Consider the following 13,295-nt stretch of genomic DNA (forward strand, 5'->3'; position numbering starts at 1 on the left):
TTCTGTCGGGTTGTTTTGCTATACTTGGAAAAAGGTGTCAGGCGACTTTTTGGCGTATAAAATAAGGAGAGAGTATGAGAAACTTAACCGTTCTAATGATCGCCCTTTGGTTTACGGGATCAACAATCCCGGCGCGGGCCGGAGACCTGAACTGCCGCACTTACTGGAAAAATTCGCTTTCCGGCATGAAAGCCTACACGGACTGCAGCGATGACCCGTACTACACGCCATTCGAATCGGATGGAATATCCTGGTTTTACGGCTTCCGGCGCATGAATAAGTTCTGGGATGACAAAAAGGCCGACCTGCGCTACAACAGGGAGCTTTTCCTCAAGACCGGTATGACTCCCGTGGAGGTGGACGGGCTCATGCGCGCAAGGGATGCCGGCGCGGCCGCGCCGGCCGCAATGGCTCCCGACAAGATAAACCTGGACATGGCGGCTCTGGCCTCCAGCGAGCTTTTTGTGTATTCCTCTACAGCGGCGCAAAAAAGCCTGACCGACCAGTATTACGCCGTCCTCATGGCCCAGCCTCAGATGGCCGCGAAGACCACCGACAAGGACAAATCCGAACTTCGCGAACGTCTGGCAAAGCTTTCGCCGGATCTGGCGCGCCTGCGCGGGATACTGGATTTGTTCGTCTCCACCGAGACCCCGCGCCTTAGCGCCGCCCTTGACGCCTTCAAGGCCTCTAATACCGGCGCGAAAGAAACCGCGCCAAACGTCTACACGGCCTCAAAAGAACAGGAAGCGGCGCGGCTGACGGTAACCCACCGCTTTCTGGAGGGAAAGCTTATCTCCGTTATGCTGTCTTTTGCCCCGCTGGCCAATTCCTGGGTAGAACTTGAGCAGCTGCGCTTGTTGTTGAACCAGAAATACGGCTGGCCGCTATCCTGCGCCGCCGGAGAACATAATGAAATTTCCTGCAGGTGGGAAGATAAGGATGGCAATGCCGCGGCCATAGGAAGCCTCGTTTCCGCGGAAGGCGTGAGCGAGATAACTGTTACCCTGATATCAACAAAAGCTATCGCAGACCTTACGGGAAAACCCGGCAAAGTTTGAATATGGAAAGATAGTATAAATTTTGACAAAAAGGCAGGAGCCCTTTTATATCTTGTTCCGGCACGCACATATCACTCTGATATTTTACTGCTATGCCCTTCCCAGTCTATCCTCATCAGCCCGTCCTTGCCGGCGTATAATATCCCTGAAGCGAGTACGACTGTATGCAGCCTCTTAAGGGGATACCCGGACGAGCTGTATTTATCCGCCAGATCGGTTTCCGCGCGCGCAAGTTCTACGCGGCGGCCGTCGGGCTCAAGTCTGAACAAGGCCTTGCCGTCAAGGAACCAGACGCTTTTGCCGTCGGTTTTTACTATGTCAATGAGGACCTGCGCGCCGCCCGGCCGGCCGGTTAAAGTTGACTCGGGCATGGGGGGCAGAGGTTTTCCGTCCGGAGAAAGCGCGTAGAAATTAATGCCGCCGCCCACCCCCGTTATTACCACCGAACCGTCCGGATTTACTGTGAACCCGGTGAACACGTCGTTGCCGGAATTCCAGAGTTTTTCCGCTTTGCCCGCGCGGCAGAGATAGACCGAACCCGTCTTTCCGTTCTTTGACAGCGCAAGAAAAGACCTTTTATCGTTAAGGCTGAAAGCCGGGAAAAGCCCGTTGTCTCCGCCAAATGCCCCGGCCTCTCCCGGAAGAACGCAAACCGTACGCTCTTTTTTCCCGTCCATGGCCACAATCGCGCGCCCTTTCCCGCCGGGGTAGGCATAAAGGCCTGAGGCTTTCCTGATGTCCTTAAAGTTTTTTTCCGCCTCTTTATTGTTTTCGCTGAGAGTTTTCCACAGCGGCTTTTCCATGCCCGGCGTAAGCCGCGCGTAGGAGAACCGATCACCGCGCTCGCTGTATATCAAAACCGTGCCATCCCCTGTGTCAACCGGATAAGGCAAATGTTTAATTCCCAACTCAATGATTTTTATCTTCCCTTCGGGGCTGCGGCTTAACAGCCTGTAACGGTCCGGCGGCGCGGTTCCGTCGCGTCTATCCAGGCTGTCTTCAGGAACAGAGAGGTTTTCTATTGTGACCCATAATGTGCCGTCCCTTGAGATTGAGTACTTGCATGGCATTACAGGAGGAGGAAAAGGGTGAGTAAGAAGACTGAGAAATCCCCTTGATCCCCCGTTAAACAGGGTTTCCCTGCGGCCTTCCGCGTTTATAGCGTATAAACTTCCGCTTGCCGGACTTTGTGCCAAGGCAAGCGGGCCGCAGTAAGGCCGGCTTTTGATCCAACTAAAGCCTGTAGAGGAAGTCGGTTGAGTGAATTTTCTGTATTCAGACACGGTCATTGCGGTGTATACCATGCTGATAAAAAATGGCGAGAGAAGCAACAGCGCCGCGGGGACGCTTCCTTTGGCGATAGCCGATTTGCGGTCAACCGCGCGTGAGAGCGGTACCAGTGCCGCAGCGGAACCTGCCGCTCCCAGCGTGAACAGAATGGAAAGAAGATACTTATAATTAACGTCGACAACCGACATTACCACGCGCATCACGGAAGCGCTGATAAGAGGCGAGGAGACGATTATTATCCAAACCACACCCGTCAGCGCGCCCTTAAGCGTGTCCTTTGTCAGCAATCCGGCGGCGAAACAGATTATAGTAACCTGCAACAGCAAAGACGTGTAGAGCGTATAGGACGGCAAACTCGGCCTGTAGGGCAGATACATAATAGCCAGCATGGAAGCGACCACGGGAAGGACCGTGATCAGAGCGGCAAACATTCGTTTGACACCGGACACCGGATAAAGAAGTTCGGCTTCACGGGAATATTCAGAAGCCGCTTCGGCTCCGAACGACGCCCCAAGCATTGCGGCGGAGCCCGGGATCCCTATTATTGACCATAGGCTTTTCAATATTCCTTTATGGAAACAGAACCCCGCTAACTTAAGCAGATTTTCATTAAGTGTGTTTTCGAGACTTTCGCGGAACAGCAGCGAAAAAAGCAATACTGCAACCAGAATGGCTATCGCAATGAGTTTTTTCCGGAAATAAAGCTTTATAAGCGCAGTCATAACTCCTCCCTGGTTCCCGAAAGGAGTAAAGTGAATGCTTCAGCCTCGCTCATCCTTTCGCTTTGAACGCTTTCAAAAATTTCAAGCCCTGAAAGTGTTTTAAGGCCGCTCTCGCCGATGACGCCGAAAATCTTCACGGGCCCGTCTTCTGATATAAGCCGCGCGTACGGAGCGCCCGCAACGGCCGCCGCGCCGGGCCTGACCCTGGCGGTCACGCGGTAAACCGAGCTCCTCAGCGTGTCTCCGTCGTAAGTGCTTTGCACCGAACCGCGCGATATTAGCGCGAGCCTGTCTATTATCCCCATAAAGTTTTCCATTGTGTGCGAGGCCAATATTATGGTCTTATCGGCCGAAACAAGTTCGCCTATAAGCCCCTCTATTATCTTTTCCTTAACCAGATAATCCAGCCCCGAATCGGCTTCGTCCAGCAGAAGCAGGGACGGGTTATGGGAAACCGCGCATATCCAGGCGAGCTTCGCCGTTTCGCCTTTGCTCATTCCCTGTATTTTTCTGTCGAGGCGCAGCCCCAGCTTGGCCGCGGTTGAAACGGCTTTTTGCATATCCCATTTTTTATATATCGCCGCGCGGAGTTTCAGGGTTTCCATCACGCTCATAAAATTGTGGAACGAGGGCCTTTCCGGCACATAGCCGATATCCTGTCTTATGCTCCCGCTGCCGTCGGGCGAAATCCCGGCCGCCTGTATTTCGCCCGAGTCGGGGTCCAGCATGTCAAGTATCAGTTTGAAAAACGTGGTTTTGCCGGAGCCGTTCCTGCCCAGCAGCCCGACGACTTCCCCGCGGGCGGCGGTGAAGTTGAGGCCGTCCACCGCTTTTTTCCGGCCGAAGGACCTGGAAAGACCCTTTACGCTTAGAATATCGGGGTTCATTTGACCCTCCTTTTCAGTTCGGACATGGCCGCGTCTATGTCCGTCCAGGAAAATCCGTTCTCAAGCGCGCTTTGGACCGCGGACTCAAGCAGCGAAGCTATTTGCGCGCGCGCGTTTTTTGAAATTTCAAGCGCCCGGCCGGAAATGCAGTTTTCCTCGCCGCGGCTGGAGTCAAAGAACCCTTCGGCTGAAAGCTCCCTGTAAGCCCTTGCGACGGTATTGGGGTTCACTTTTATGTCTAAAGCCAGCTTCCTTATAGATGGGGCCTGGTCGCCGGGCTTCAGCAGGCCTTTCCCGACCAGGCTTTTAAGCCCCAGCTTTATCTGGTCGTATATCGGCATCCGGGAGTCAAAGTTTATTTTTATCATAACTGTATTACCTTACTAGTACAGTGATAGTATAGCAGGACTTCCCGGTTTTGTCAAGGGCTTATCCCGGAGCGCGGTTTTTTGTATCATAATCTCAGCGGCGCAAAACATCCTCATTTAAGGATATATAAAGGAATATATGGATAACCTCCGGGAGATCATTAATTATCTGGAAGGAAAAAAAGTCCGGTTCGCGGACGCGCGGGAACATCTTTTCCGCGAGCGGGAAATTTTAACGGAAGATTTGCGCGTGGAACAGATAACCGAACAGAATGTTTCCGGCGTTGGAATAAAAGTGCTTTATGAAAATGGCTGGGGCTATGCTTCCACCAGCAAGACGGACCTGGCCGCTCTCAGAAAGACCGCCGACAAGGCGCTGGCTTTGGCCAAAAGCGCCGACAGATCGGCGACAGGGACCGTTGAACTTGCCGCGGAGCCCAGGCATGTCGCGAAATTCGCGACAAAAATAAAAGAAGACCCGTTCGAAGTAAACGTAAGCGATGCCGTCGGCGTCCTCCTTCAGGCCGGTGAAACGATACTGAAAGGGAAGGATGTGATCAAAGCTAACTCCCACCTTGTTTTCAGGAACATGGCGAAGAAATACGCCAATACGGAAGGCTCCCTCATTGAAACCGACGTTTATACAGTGCTCCCGGAGATCGAAGCCCTGGCCAGGGTGAATGGCGAGGTAAAATCACGCCATTACTGGCCCGCCCCCATGAACGCCGGCTATGAATATTTCAGGGGACTGGATTTCATAGGCAACGCCGAAAGAATAGCCGCGCAGGCCCGCGAACACTGTTTTGCTAAACCCTGCGAAACCGGCCCGGCCACGCTTATACTTGATCCGGAGCATCTTTCCCTTACCATGCACGAGTCCGTGGGCCATCCGACCGAGCTGGACCGCGTCCTCGGCTATGAGGAGTCCTGCGCCGGCAGAAGTTTCGCCACCATGGAAAAGCTTAATAATTTCAAATACGGCTCCGATCTTGTCAACTTTATCGCGGACAACACCCTTGAGGGGGGGCTCGCGAGCTGCGGCTACGATGATGAGGGCGTTGAATGCCAGAAGTGGCATATGATAAAAGACGGGGTGCTGACGGGATACGGGGTGAACCGGGAACTCGCTCACAAGATGAAGATGGAGCGCGCGAACGGTACCACACGGGCCACCAAGTACTGCGATGTCCCCATCACCAGAATACCGAACCTGTATCTTGCGCCCGGTACCAAGCCCCTCTCCGTTGAAGAACTGATAGCGGACACCAAAGACGGGATATACATCGAAGGTATGGGTTCGTTCAGCATAGATCAGATGCGGCTCAATATGCAGTTCGGCGGGGACGCTTTCTGGGAGATAAAGAACGGGAAAATCACGGGCATGCTGAAGAACGTCGTTTATAACGCGCTCTCCTACGAGTTCTGGCGCAGCTGCGACGCGATAACCGATGAAAGGTTCTTTAAACGGTCCGGGTTCATAACCTGCGGGAAAGGCGATCCCATGCAGCTGGCCCAGATGACCCATGGCGCAAGTCCCGCCAGGTTCAGGAATATCATGGTAAGGAGGGCAAAATAATGAAAAGAACTGATTTAATAATAGAAAAGATATTAAAAAAGCCCGTAACGGACCATGTAGTCATAGGTTACGGAAAAAGCGAGACGCATCATATAAGGTTCTCGAACAATTCCGTGAACAGGGAGAACCTGTTCAAGCTGGAGGAGGAGGTAAAGGTTGAAGTCGGCTATGACGGCAGGACCGGGTCATACAGGACGAACGATCTTTCGGAAGACGGCATAAAGCACGCGGTGAAAAAAGCCTATGAGGCGGCTAAGCTCCTGCCGAAGGACCCCGAATACATGCCTCCCGTGACACAAGGCGAGGCGGAAGCGATAAAGCATTTCAGGCCTGTCTTCGGGAAACTGACCGACAGCAAAAAATACGGCATTCTCCGGCACGCGTTCAAGGAGCTTAAGGAAGCCGGTTTGAATTCCGCCGGAAGCTTTTCCACGAACCCTTTCACGGCCGAAGTCTATAACAACAAAGGCGTGCATGTTTCGCACAGCAACTGCAGCTCGGCATTCACGCTTACGGCCATGACGGAGAATTCCTCGTTCAAGGATTCTCACATTTCAAAGGACTTTTCCGACTATGACGGGGAAGCGTTCCTCTCGAATGTTATCAGCCGCGCGCGGCTTTCTAAAAACCCCGCTTCACTTGAGGCCGGCAAATACACCGTGGTGCTGGGGCCGGCGGCCGTGGAAGAGCTTCTTATTATCTTCCTCTGGTACAATATGGACGCGAAAGCGATAGACGAAGGCCGTTCAGCCTTATCAAAAAGGCTGAACGAACGTATCGCGGACGAAGCGATACATATTTATTCGAAGCCGGACCACGAAAAAGTCAGCCTGTCGCCGTTCTCTCCGGAAGACGCCATGCCTTATATCGGCTTCGATATGATAAGGAACGGCAAACTGGCGAACCCCTGGCACTCCAGGTATTACGCCAAAAAGAAGGGAGTTCAGGCTACGGGCCGATTCCCTGCGAACATCATTTTCCAGGGAACGGATAAACCCATCGCCAGTCTTATTTCCAACGTGGAAAACGGTCTGTACGTCAACAGTTTCTGGTATATCCGGCTGGTCGACCTGATGGACGGCATTTTTACCGGCATGACGAGGGACGGAGTTTTCAGAATAAAGGACGGGAAAATCGCGGGGAGCGTGAACAACTTCCGCTTCAACCAGAGCGTTTTCGACATGTTCCGCAATACGGCCGAGATCGGGAAGGAAAAAGCAATGATCTTTAGCTCGATACCCCCGATAACGGTCAGGGATTTCAACTTTGTCAGCAAAACTGAATTTTAAAAAACCTTTTGACTCTCGAAAGGTTTTTTGTTACAATAATACCTGTTACCTAAAACCTTAGAGCTGTAATCTTTGAAATAAGGTTTGTTTTTATCATAAGGCCGTCGCGTTCTTTACGAATACGGGCGGCCGGTCCTATAGGCGGAGCGGCCTAAATTCCCTCCGACTGCGGACTTTATAATAAAAACAGGAACAAAAAAGAAGTTCGATGGAAGAACCGGAAGCCATGTCGGCCCCGGTCCGGTGTTCTTGTCTATTTTCAGGTAAATATTTTTTAGGAGTTGATCATGACAGAAGAAAATAAAAACGCAGCCGAGCAGCCGCAGACCGAGCCGGAGACCAAAGCGCAGCCCTCCGAAATGCCCGCGGGATTTAAGTTCCTTATAGGCCGCAAGATGGGGATGACCCAGATGTTCGATGCGGCCGGCGAATTATTCGCCGTGTCGGTGATCCAGGCGGGCCCCTGCCGCGTGATGTACACCCGTACACCCGAGAAGGACGGCTACAAGGCTATCTGCCTGGGCTTCGGCCACATGACCGAGAAAAATGTAAATGCCGCCAGAATGGGGATCTTTAAAAAACTTGACATAAAGCCGGTACGCAAGTTCAAGGAATTCCGCGTGGAGGATATCTCCGGCGTGCAGGCAGGGCAGACGGCCAGCCTGACCGCGCGTTTTGCCGCGGGGGAATATGTGGATCTGCAGGGCGTGTCAAAGGGCAAGGGCTTTGCCGGCGGCATGAAGCGCTATAATTTCCGCGGCGGGCCGGCTTCCCACGGCGCATCCGACAGGGAAAGAGCGCCGGGTTCCATCGGCTCGCGGCGCTCTCTCGGTCGCGTACTGCCCGGCCAGCGCATGGCGGGACATATGGGCGTGGATACCGTGAGCATGCAGAAGATAAAGGTAATAAAGATAATTCCAGAAGAGAATATAATGCTTGTGAACGGCAGCGTCCCGGGGGCGGCGGGCAGCCTGGTTTATATCACGAAAACCGTAAAGAAAACGCCTAAACCGCTGGTACTGGTCCCCAAAAAGGGCAAACAGGCGGCAGCGAAGGCGGCCCCCAAGAAACCGGCGGCGCCGGCTAAAAAGTAACAGGAGCGTCCAGGATAAACTATGGAAACAAAACTTTTAAATCTAAAAGGGCAGGAAGTGGGCAAGTATGAACTGCCCGAAGTTATATTCGCGCGTAAAGCCGATCCCTATTTCCTTTACGAGGCGGTAAAATACTACCTGGCAAACCGCAGAAGCGGCACCGCTTCCACCAAAACCCGCGGAGAAGTTTCAGGCGGCGGCCGCAAGCCCTGGAAGCAGAAAGGCACCGGCCGCGCAAGGTCCGGAACTATCCGCTCTCCGCTGTGGCGCAAGGGCGGCGTGGTGTTCGGCCCAAGGCCCCGCTCTTACAGGCAGGACATGCCCGCGGAAAAACTGCGCCAGGCCCTTATAGACGCGCTTTCAGCCATGCATGCGGCCGGGTCCGTGATAGTGGTTGACAATTTAACCATGGAGCAGCCGAAAACCCGCGAGCTTCAGGCTATATTCTCAGCCCTTAACCTGGGCTCAAAAAAAGCGCTTTTCGTGCTTGACAAGGCCGATAAGAACTTTACCACCGCTTCACGAAATCTGGCCCATGTCAAATGGTGTCTCGCCGCCGATCTCAACGCCTATCAGGTTATGAGCGCCGGCAGGCTGGTTTTTACATCTGCGGCTTTAAACTTTGTGAGCGCAAAATTGGCCGTTTAATGCGTACCGTGCCCGTTACGGCGCTTACGCAAGCCCCGCCCTTTTGGCAGCAGCAAAAGGTTAATAGGTTCACTTCGGTGGTAGAGCCTGAAGTGTGCCCCAAAAGAGCGGGGCAAGTCTTGAAGGAGGATCAATATAATGAGCAGAGATTTTACTGATGTGCTTATCACCCCTATTCTAAGCGAAAAAAGCATGATGCTTAAAGATAAAGAGAACCGCTATTCTTTCCGCGTAAACCCGCTGGCCAATAAAGTGGAAATAAAAAAGGCCGTCGAGGCGCTTTTTAAAGTGAAGGTTGAAGCGGTTCGCACGGCCAATATGCCGGGCAAGATGCATCGCGTGGGCCGTTCGGAAGGCAAGCGGTCGGATTGGAAGAAGGCCGTGGTAACGGTCAAGACCGGCCAGAAAATTGACATGACGGACCTGCCGAAATAGGACAGACAGCAGTTAACTTAGGAGACAATATGCCAGTTAAATCTTTTAACCCTTATACCCCTTCCAGAAGAACTATCACTATCAGTGATTTCTCCGACATTACAAAAACCGTTCCGGAGAAAAATCTTACCCGCGGTCTGCGGAAAAACGGCGGGCGCAACAATACGGGCATGCTTATGGTGCGCCACCACGGCGGCGGCCATCGCAGGCTGTACCGGCAGATGGATTTTAAACGGGAAAAATTCGGCGTGCCGGCCAAAGTGGCCGCTATTGAGTACGACCCCAACCGCAATGCCCGCATAGCCCTTCTGTTTTACGCGGACGGAGAGAAGCGCTATATACCGGCGCCTCTGGGCCTTGGCGTGGGGGCTTCAGTGGTAAGCGGACCCAAGTCCGAAATACGGCTTGGCAATGCCCTGCCGCTTTTGAACATACCTGAAGGCACCTTTATTCACGCTATAGAGATGATTCCCGGCAAAGGTGCCCAGTTCGTGCGTTCCGCCGGCACGCAGGCCCAGCTTATGGCCAAAGAGGGCGATTACGCGCTGGTAAAAATGCCTTCCGGCGAAATAAGGAAGATACTTATAGGCTGCATGGCCACCATCGGCCAGGTGGGTAATTTTGAGCACAATACGATATCTCTGGGCAAAGCCGGCCGCTCCCGTCACCTGGGCGTTAAGCCCACGGTCAGAGGCGGCGCCATGAACAATGTCGACCACCCGCTCGGCGGCGGACGCGGCCGTTCCAAGGGCAATAATGTGCCCCGGTCACCTTGGAACCAGCCTTCCAAAGGCTACAAGACCAGGACCAAGAAAAAAATATGGGGCTGGATGATAGTACAGGACAGGCGCAAGTCCCAGATCAGCGCGTCGTAAAGGCCGGTGTAAACCGGTTACCGGTAACCATTAACCGATCTACCGGTCACCGATTACTGATTACCGCAGTTTAAACGGAGGTTTTTTAAAATGAGCAGATCTTCAAAAAAAGGCCCTTTTGTCGACCCGGGGGTCCTTGAAAAAGTGCAGAAGATGAGCCTGGCCGGAGAGAAAAAACCGATAAAAACCTGGGCCAGGGCCTGCACTATAACGCCGGAGTTTATCGGACATACTTTTATGGTGCACAACGGCCGGAAATTTCTGCCTGTTTATGTGACCGAGCGCATGATCGGGCATAAACTGGGAGAGTTTTCTTTCACCAGGCAGTTCAGAGGCCACGGCGCTTCGCATACGAAGGACGCCACAGACTTAACTTAATCGGGAGGAATGAGGAATTAAGCGAATAGCGAATAGCGAACAGCGAATAGGGAAGGAGTTCCTTGAATACGCTTGCCGCCAACCGCAGACCGCTGACCTCTATTTAAACTATGGATGCTATTTGCAAACTGAAATATCAAAGATACGGCCGCAGAAAAGTGGGACAGCTGCTTGACCAGATAAGGGGAAAATCCCTTTTTGAAGCGCAGCAGATACTGTCCGCCATACCGATGCGTTCCACCGAACTGGTGGGCAAAGCGGTCAGGTCGGCCGGCGCCAACCTCGCGGTCAAGCTTGGAAAAAGGCTGGACCTGAAAACTGTGTGGGTAAAAACCGCTTTCGCGGATCAGGGCCCGATGAAAGCCCTGAAAAGGGTGCAGCCCGGGCCTCAGGGCCGGGCCATGCCTTTCAAGAGGAAAATGTGCCACGTAACAGTGACCGTTTCGGATACCAAGGAGGCTAAGAAGAAATAGTGTAGAGCGTGGAGTGTAGGGTTTTTAGAGAACTTCTCTAAACTACGCTAAACCATCTAAACTGTCTTTTAAGATAACTATGGGACAAAAAATTCACCCCCGGGGAATGCGGCTCGGATACATTCAGGACTGGCAGTCAAAGTGGTTCGCCCCCAAGAAAATGCCGGAGCTTATAGGCGAGGATTTTGAAATACGAAAAATGGTAAGCGAACGTTTCCAGCTGGCTTCGGTGAGCTGGGTGGACATTGAGCGGGCCGGCCCTTACCTTAAGCTTACCATACATACCGCCCGCCCCGGGGTAGTTATCGGACGGCGCGGCGCCGACATTGAAAACCTTAAAAAAGACATTGAGGCGCTTACCAAACGCAAGGTTTTCGTCAATGTTTCCGAGATCAAGATAGCGGAAATGGACCCGCGCCTGGTGGGCCAGTCAATAGCCCAGCAGCTTGAAAAACGCATTTCTCACAAAAGGGCCATAAAGCGGGCCATGGAGCGCACCATGGCCTCCGGCGCCCTCGGTATAAAAGTGCAGGTGGGCGGCCGCCTTGGCGGATCTGAAATAGCGCGCCGGGAATGGTTCCGCAAGGGCCGGGTGCCGCTGCAGACCCTGTCCGCCGACATAGATTACGGCCTTACCGAGGCTTACACCGTAATGGGAAAGATAGGCATTAAAGTGTGGATTTTCAAAAAGCTGTTCTTCGCCAAGACCCCGCGCGAGCTTATGGAACAGCTTAAAAAACTTGAGGCCGAGCATCCGACCGAAGTGTCGGTGATGGACGAAGCCGCCGCCGCCAAGCGCGCGGAACCCGCCGAGAACGAGAATAATAAACAAGGAGAATAATTTTCATGCTGATGCCTAAAAGAGTGAAATACCGGAAGACCCATTCCGCGCCCCGCATAAAGGGCAATACCAAGGGCGGCGCGGAGCTGGTGCACGGCGATTACGGGCTGAAGGCCATGGAGCCGCGCTGGATAACGGCCCGCCAGATAGAAGCCTGCCGTGTGTCCATAATGCGCTATGTCAAGAAAAACGGGAAAATGTGGATACGCATTTTCCCCGACAAGGCCGTTACCAAGCACCCGGCCGAAACCCGCATGGGTAAAGGCAAGGGCGCTCCGGACCATTGGGTGGCCGTGGTAAAACCGGGCCGCATTATGTTTGAACTGGAAGGCCTTGATCTGGCGACAGCCAAGGAAGCCATGACGCGCGCAAGCCATAAGCTGCCTATCCATACCAAGTTCATCACCAGGGAAGATTAAGAAAGTGCAAAATGCAAGAGATAAATGGAGTTCTGAACTTATGAAAAGCAAAGAAAGAGAACATTTAAAGAACCTGTCTGTCGACGAGCTGATGGTACAGGGCAGGGATATTGAAAAACACCAGTTCCAGATCAAATTTAAGCGCTCATCGGCGCCCCTTGAAAACCCGCTGCAGATAAGGACCGCGCGCAGAAAAGCGGCCTTAATAAAAACGCTGCTCAGGGCCAAAGAACTGGCGGCCGCAAAAACAGCCGCGGAGGTGAAAAAACAATGAAAGAGAACGCGCCCGAACGACCCAATAGGAAAATTTTCCGCGGAGTGGTGGTTTCAGACCGCATGAACAAGACCCGCGTTATCAGTGTGGAAAGAACGCTGCATCACGCCGCTTACGCCAAAACCATGAAGCGCAACGCCAAGTATTACGCCCACGACGAAGGCAACGAGTCGCATGAGGGAGATACTGTGGAAATCATGAGCACGCGCCCGATGTCCAGCCTTAAACGATGGCGGATTTCGCGCGTTATTCTGAAGGCCGCGAAGTAATCTGGAGAAATTATGATCCAATTAAGAACGATACTGAATGTGGCCGACAATTCAGGAGCCAGGTCTCTTCAGTGTTTTAAAGTTCTGGGCGGAAGCACCCGGACCTACGCTTACCTTGGCGACGTAGTGGTTTGTTCGGTCAGGGATGCCATTCCCCACGGGGCGATAAAGAAAGGCGATGTGGTAAAAGCCGTGGTGGTCAGGTGCACCAAGGAATCCCGCCGCAAGGACGGCTCGTATATAAGGTTCGACGATAACGCCGTGTGCGTGATCGACGAAAACGGCGAACCAAAGGGTACCCGCGTCTTCGGACCGGTGGCCAGGGAACTAAGGGCCAGAAATTATCTAAAGATCGTTTCTCTGGCGCCTGAAGTTATTTAAGGGCGCGTAACGGGC

The 13,295-nt window shown here is 53.1% G+C and carries 17 protein-coding genes; 14 read left to right on the forward strand and 3 right to left on the reverse strand.

What is annotated here, in order from left to right:
• Positions 1-74: 74 nt before the first annotated feature.
• Positions 75-1,061 (forward strand): hypothetical protein, encoded by a 987-nt coding sequence (locus NTX59_03380; protein MCX5784709.1) that lies wholly within the window; start codon positions 75-77, stop codon positions 1,059-1,061.
• 71 nt (positions 1,062-1,132) lie between these two features.
• Here the strand turns inward: NTX59_03380 and NTX59_03385 are convergent, their stop codons facing one another.
• The 3 genes from NTX59_03385 to NTX59_03395 are packed head-to-tail and all read right to left on the reverse strand — an operon-like array spanning position 1,133 to position 4,328.
• Positions 1,133-3,073: a hypothetical protein gene (locus tag NTX59_03385; GenBank protein MCX5784710.1), complete on the reverse strand. Its 1,941-nt coding sequence runs from the start codon at positions 3,071-3,073 to the stop codon at positions 1,133-1,135.
• A complete protein-coding gene (locus tag NTX59_03390; GenBank protein MCX5784711.1) occupies positions 3,070-3,960 on the reverse strand; it encodes an ABC transporter ATP-binding protein in 891 nt (296 codons plus the stop codon). Before NTX59_03390 ends, NTX59_03385 begins: the two co-directional genes overlap by 4 nt.
• Positions 3,957-4,328, reverse strand: coding sequence for a GntR family transcriptional regulator (locus tag NTX59_03395; protein ID MCX5784712.1), 372 nt, complete (start codon positions 4,326-4,328; stop codon positions 3,957-3,959). The genes NTX59_03390 and NTX59_03395 overlap by 4 nt, the downstream gene beginning before the upstream one ends.
• A 139-nt stretch (positions 4,329-4,467) precedes the next feature.
• Here NTX59_03395 and NTX59_03400 point away from each other — a divergent pair, with 139 nt between their 5' ends.
• From NTX59_03400 to rplN, 13 genes are all read left to right on the forward strand, one after another.
• Positions 4,468-5,904 carry a TldD/PmbA family protein gene (locus tag NTX59_03400; GenBank protein ID MCX5784713.1) on the forward strand — a complete coding sequence of 479 codons (1,437 nt, stop codon included), beginning with the start codon at positions 4,468-4,470 and terminating at the stop codon, positions 5,902-5,904.
• Positions 5,904-7,193 carry a TldD/PmbA family protein gene (locus NTX59_03405; GenBank protein ID MCX5784714.1) on the forward strand — a complete coding sequence of 430 codons (1,290 nt, stop codon included), beginning with the start codon at positions 5,904-5,906 and terminating at the stop codon, positions 7,191-7,193. The genes NTX59_03400 and NTX59_03405 overlap by 1 nt, the downstream gene beginning before the upstream one ends.
• Positions 7,194-7,480: 287 nt before the next feature.
• Positions 7,481-8,287 carry a 50S ribosomal protein L3 gene (rplC, locus tag NTX59_03410; GenBank protein ID MCX5784715.1) on the forward strand — a complete coding sequence of 269 codons (807 nt, stop codon included), beginning with the start codon at positions 7,481-7,483 and terminating at the stop codon, positions 8,285-8,287.
• Positions 8,288-8,308: 21 nt separating this feature from the next.
• The gene (rplD, locus tag NTX59_03415; protein MCX5784716.1) at positions 8,309-8,935 is read left to right on the forward strand and encodes a 50S ribosomal protein L4; all 627 of its coding nucleotides are present in this window, start codon (positions 8,309-8,311) and stop codon (positions 8,933-8,935) included.
• Between the two features lie 138 nt (positions 8,936-9,073).
• Positions 9,074-9,370: a 50S ribosomal protein L23 gene (gene rplW / locus NTX59_03420; GenBank protein ID MCX5784717.1), complete on the forward strand. Its 297-nt coding sequence runs from the start codon at positions 9,074-9,076 to the stop codon at positions 9,368-9,370.
• A gap of 29 nt (positions 9,371-9,399) precedes the next feature.
• Entirely contained in the window at positions 9,400-10,245 is an 846-nt protein-coding gene (rplB, locus tag NTX59_03425; protein ID MCX5784718.1) for a 50S ribosomal protein L2, read from the forward strand.
• Positions 10,246-10,335: 90 nt separating this feature from the next.
• Entirely contained in the window at positions 10,336-10,623 is a 288-nt protein-coding gene (rpsS, locus tag NTX59_03430; protein ID MCX5784719.1) for a 30S ribosomal protein S19, read from the forward strand.
• 110 nt (positions 10,624-10,733) lie between these two features.
• On the forward strand, positions 10,734-11,096 hold the full coding sequence (locus tag NTX59_03435; GenBank protein ID MCX5784720.1) for an uL22 family ribosomal protein: 363 nt from the start codon (positions 10,734-10,736) through the stop codon (positions 11,094-11,096).
• Between the two features lie 79 nt (positions 11,097-11,175).
• Positions 11,176-11,937, forward strand: coding sequence for a 30S ribosomal protein S3 (gene rpsC / locus NTX59_03440; protein ID MCX5784721.1), 762 nt, complete (start codon positions 11,176-11,178; stop codon positions 11,935-11,937).
• Between the two features lie 5 nt (positions 11,938-11,942).
• On the forward strand, positions 11,943-12,356 hold the full coding sequence (gene rplP, locus NTX59_03445; GenBank protein ID MCX5784722.1) for a 50S ribosomal protein L16: 414 nt from the start codon (positions 11,943-11,945) through the stop codon (positions 12,354-12,356).
• Between the two features lie 40 nt (positions 12,357-12,396).
• On the forward strand, positions 12,397-12,630 hold the full coding sequence (rpmC, locus tag NTX59_03450; protein ID MCX5784723.1) for a 50S ribosomal protein L29: 234 nt from the start codon (positions 12,397-12,399) through the stop codon (positions 12,628-12,630).
• A complete protein-coding gene (gene rpsQ, locus NTX59_03455) occupies positions 12,627-12,899 on the forward strand; it encodes a 30S ribosomal protein S17 (protein MCX5784724.1) in 273 nt (90 codons plus the stop codon). The genes rpmC and rpsQ overlap by 4 nt, the downstream gene beginning before the upstream one ends.
• A gap of 12 nt (positions 12,900-12,911) precedes the next feature.
• Complete coding sequence (gene rplN, locus NTX59_03460; GenBank protein MCX5784725.1) at positions 12,912-13,280, forward strand: 50S ribosomal protein L14; 369 nt, start codon at positions 12,912-12,914, stop codon at positions 13,278-13,280.
• The last annotated feature ends 15 nt before the right edge of the window (positions 13,281-13,295 follow it).

The organism is Elusimicrobiota bacterium, from assembly GCA_026388155.1.
Classification (GTDB): domain Bacteria; phylum Elusimicrobiota; class Elusimicrobia; order Elusimicrobiales; family UBA9959; genus UBA9634.

Excerpts from the sequence above, each read along its gene's own strand:
- rplW (MCX5784717.1), top strand. The coding sequence starts at position 9,074 with ATGAGCAGAGATTTTACTGATGTGCTTATCACCCCTATTCTAAGCGAA.
- NTX59_03395 (MCX5784712.1), bottom strand. The coding sequence starts at position 4,328 with ATGATAAAAATAAACTTTGACTCCCGGATGCCGATATACGACCAGATA.
- rpsQ (MCX5784724.1), top strand. The coding sequence starts at position 12,627 with ATGAAAGAGAACGCGCCCGAACGACCCAATAGGAAAATTTTCCGCGGA.
- NTX59_03435 (MCX5784720.1), top strand. The coding sequence starts at position 10,734 with ATGGATGCTATTTGCAAACTGAAATATCAAAGATACGGCCGCAGAAAA.
- rplC (MCX5784715.1), top strand. The coding sequence starts at position 7,481 with ATGACAGAAGAAAATAAAAACGCAGCCGAGCAGCCGCAGACCGAGCCG.
- rplN (MCX5784725.1), top strand. The coding sequence starts at position 12,912 with ATGATCCAATTAAGAACGATACTGAATGTGGCCGACAATTCAGGAGCC.
- rpsS (MCX5784719.1), top strand. The coding sequence starts at position 10,336 with ATGAGCAGATCTTCAAAAAAAGGCCCTTTTGTCGACCCGGGGGTCCTT.
- NTX59_03405 (MCX5784714.1), top strand. The coding sequence starts at position 5,904 with ATGAAAAGAACTGATTTAATAATAGAAAAGATATTAAAAAAGCCCGTA.
- NTX59_03400 (MCX5784713.1), top strand. The coding sequence starts at position 4,468 with ATGGATAACCTCCGGGAGATCATTAATTATCTGGAAGGAAAAAAAGTC.
- rplD (MCX5784716.1), top strand. The coding sequence starts at position 8,309 with ATGGAAACAAAACTTTTAAATCTAAAAGGGCAGGAAGTGGGCAAGTAT.
- rplB (MCX5784718.1), top strand. The coding sequence starts at position 9,400 with ATGCCAGTTAAATCTTTTAACCCTTATACCCCTTCCAGAAGAACTATC.
- NTX59_03380 (MCX5784709.1), top strand. The coding sequence starts at position 75 with ATGAGAAACTTAACCGTTCTAATGATCGCCCTTTGGTTTACGGGATCA.
- rpmC (MCX5784723.1), top strand. The coding sequence starts at position 12,397 with ATGAAAAGCAAAGAAAGAGAACATTTAAAGAACCTGTCTGTCGACGAG.
- rplP (MCX5784722.1), top strand. The coding sequence starts at position 11,943 with ATGCTGATGCCTAAAAGAGTGAAATACCGGAAGACCCATTCCGCGCCC.
- NTX59_03390 (MCX5784711.1), bottom strand. The coding sequence starts at position 3,960 with ATGAACCCCGATATTCTAAGCGTAAAGGGTCTTTCCAGGTCCTTCGGC.
- NTX59_03385 (MCX5784710.1), bottom strand. The coding sequence starts at position 3,073 with ATGACTGCGCTTATAAAGCTTTATTTCCGGAAAAAACTCATTGCGATA.
- rpsC (MCX5784721.1), top strand. The coding sequence starts at position 11,176 with ATGGGACAAAAAATTCACCCCCGGGGAATGCGGCTCGGATACATTCAG.